The sequence below is a fragment of the Stieleria sp. genome (genome assembly GCF_041595215.1).
Lineage (GTDB): Bacteria > Planctomycetota > Planctomycetia > Pirellulales > Pirellulaceae > Stieleria > Stieleria magnilauensis.
Genome location: NZ_JBFHKV010000975.1, coordinates 1 through 3,262, shown reverse-complemented (window position 1 = coordinate 3,262; position 3,262 = coordinate 1). Strand labels below are relative to the sequence as shown.

The window sequence follows — 3,262 nt, the reverse complement described above, 5'->3', positions numbered from 1 at the left end:
TGTATTCGGTTGCCGAAAACGCCTCGAGTCTGGTGCTGTCCTACTCGCCGGAACTACAGCAACTCGAACGGTTGCTACGTCAAGACTTGCAACAGGCGATCGTTTGGACCCAGTGGGACAACGCTCAAGAACAACAGGAAACTGCGATGATGGTCTACGTCGGAGCCGCCGGAGCAGGGATGAGTGTGTTTTCGATCGGCTATGTGTTCTGGGCATTGCGCGGCGGCGCCTTGATGTCGGTGTTCGCATCGAGCCTTCCGGCATGGCGATTCATCGACCCGATCGCGATGCTGTCGGCCTATCGAAGTTCACAATTGACATCCGACGAGGGGTTGGAATCGCTGTTGAGACGAGGCGAATAAGGCCCGGCCAAGTGGAAAAGTTGACGGAGCACTCCGGTTGCAATCGTTAACTTCCGGCTGATCACTGCGATCGGCAGAATCCCTCGTTGAGGTTGCCCCGCATTGGCGAGACTCGGCATAGATCTCTCCCGATTCTGCCGGTTCGCGTCCTACCTTTGGAACAGACCCGCCGATAGACGTAGAGTCGATGTGCATTTGTCGACCCTTCTGTGAACGCCCGGAACGAATCCTTGCCTGTAAAGAAACCCAGACGCGTTTTCGACTTCTACTTGCTGGAAGACCGAATCCTGCTCAGCGCAGAGGGTTCTGTAGAGGGTGTGTCGGGCACTCCGGCGGATGTCGAACTCCTCGACGCGATGTTGGTTCAGATGCTCGAATCGGGTCCGTCAGGCGAAGCGAGCGAGTGGGGCGACGCTGCGTTCGGCGAGCTTCTTGTCGCCGAATCGGAGCAATCATTTCTCGGCCAGTCCGCTGAGTCTCCTCGTTTCGATCCGTCGCGTCCGCTCGAAGTCGTATTCATCGACGAATCGGTGGAGGACGCCGAGTTGCTGTTGGACGGATTGCGAGACCAGGCCGCCGATGGAACGCAGTGGTGGATCGTCCGTCTGTCATCGGATGAAGATGGGATCCGCCAGATCACGCAAACGCTCGGCGAACTCTCCGGTGTCGACGCGGTCCATCTGGTCAGCCATGGCGATCGGCAGGGGCTGCAACTTGGCAACGCGCGTCTGGACGCCGAGACGATCTCGGCCTATTCCGGCGACATCGCTTCGTGGGGCGGCGCCATGGATCCCGATGCCGACTTATTGCTGTATGGATGTGACTTGGCGGGTTCCGACGACGGACGCGCGTTGGTGGATTCGATCGCGGTACTGTGTGATTGCGATGTCGCGGCCAGCGAGGACGTGACGGGGAACCAGGCACTCGGCGGCGATTGGGACTTGGAGTACACGTTCGGTTCGATCGAGACGTCTGTCGCGTTTGATGTCCAGGCGCAGCAGACCTGGAGCGGCGCGTTGGCGACGTTTACGGTCACGAATGTAAACGACACGGGTGCCGGATCGCTGCACCAAGCCATCTTGGATGCCAACGCATTGTCTGGGTTGGACACCATTGAATTCAATATCAGCGGGCCAGGGCTGCATTCGATAAATCTGTCGACTGCGCTTCCGACGATCACGGACGCGGTCTTGATCGACGGCTACACCCAATCCGGTTCGTCGGTGAACACGTTGTCGATCGGTGACGATGCAGTGCTCAATATCCAGCTCGACGGATCGGCCGCCGGAACGACATTTGGCCTGGACCTTGGCGCCGGTAGCGACGGAAGCACGATCAGGGGACTGGTGATCAACCGGTTTGATCTCGGCGGAATCCAAATCGGCAGCACCGGCAACTCGATTCTCGGCAACTTCATCGGCACCGACAGCAGTGGTGGTTCCGATCTGGGTAATCTGCAGGACGGGATCACGATCGTTGCCAACAACAATACGATCGGCAGCGCGGCCGTCGCAGATCGCAACCTGATCGGCGGAAACGATGGCGCCGGGATCGCAATCGGCGCGGGGGTCAGTGGTACCGTGGTGCAGGGCAATTACGTCGGCACCGATGCGACCGGCTCGAGTGCCTTGGCCAACCAGGGCGATGGGATCGTGATCGCCGGATCCGGCAACACGATCGGCGGCACGACAGCTGGTCAAGCCAACGTGATCGCCTACAACGTCGGCGACGGTGTTCAGGTCGAATCGTCGGGAACCGGCAATTCCATTCTCGGCAACTCGATTCATTCCAACGGCGGTTTGGCGATCGATTTGGCAGGCGACGGTGTCACGGTCAATGACGGCGAATTGACGCCGACGCCGGACCTGGATTCAGGTGCCAACGATCTGCAAAACTTCCCCGTGCTCACGGCGGTCGCATCGGGACCTTCGACGACGATCGTCGGCACGCTGGCTTCGACGCCCGGTCGCTCGTTCCGGATCGAGTTTTTTGCCAATGCGACCGGTGACGCCAGCGGCTACGGCGAAGGCCAGCGTTTTCTGGGCTTTGTGAACGTCACGGCCGATGGAACGGGCGATGCATCGTTCAGTCCGACGCTGGGATCGGCGGTTGCAGTCGGTGAAGTCATCTCGGCAACGGCGACCGACTTGACCACCAACGCGACGTCCGAGTTTTCGTCGAACCTGACCGCGAGCAACAATAACGCTCCGGTGCTGGACAACACTGGCTCCATGACGTTGAGCACGATCAACGAAGACGAATCGTCCAACGCCGGACACTCCGTGGCTTGGATCATCGCCAGCGCCGGTGGTGATCGGGTGACCGACATCGACTCGGGATCACTCGAAGGGATCGCGATCACGGCGACCGCCGATGGCAACGGTGACTGGGAATACTCGACCGACGGCAGTAGCACCTGGCTGGCCGTCGGCCCCGTCTCGGACAACTCTGCGTTGCTGCTGCGAGACACGGATCTGGTTCGGTTTGTCCCCAACGGCCGCAACGCCACCTCGGCGAGTTTTGATTTTCGGGCTTGGGACCAGACCAGCGGTACGTTCGGGACGAAGGACGATGCGTCCAGCAATGGTGGCAGTACGGCATTCAGCACCTCGATTGAAACCGCCGACATCAGCGTCACGAGCGTCAATGACTCTCCCGTCCTGAATTCCGCCGCCAGTCCGGAATTGGAAGGCGTGGCGGAGAATGCACCTGCACCGGTCGGCGCGGTGGGCACGTTGATCACCTCGTTGGTCGACGACGCGACGCCGTCTGGTGAACTCGATAACGTCACCGATGTGGATGGCGGTTCGATGCTGGGAATCGCGGTGACCGGTGTCGATGCGAGTAACGGAACCTGGTTCTATTCGATCGACGACGGATCAAATTGGATCGCGATGGGA

General features: G+C 60.0%; 1 protein-coding gene and 1 pseudogene. Both read left to right on the top strand.

Translation table 11 applies throughout. From position 1 onward, the window contains the following. Positions 1 to 362 (top strand): annotated as a pseudogene (locus tag ABX749_RS27000) (hypothetical protein); the annotation flags it as partial. A 230-nt stretch (positions 363 to 592) separates the two neighbouring features. After that, positions 593 to 3,262 (top strand): DUF4347 domain-containing protein (locus ABX749_RS26995; protein ID WP_372898754.1); only part of this gene is annotated, 2,670 nt, incomplete at its 3' end.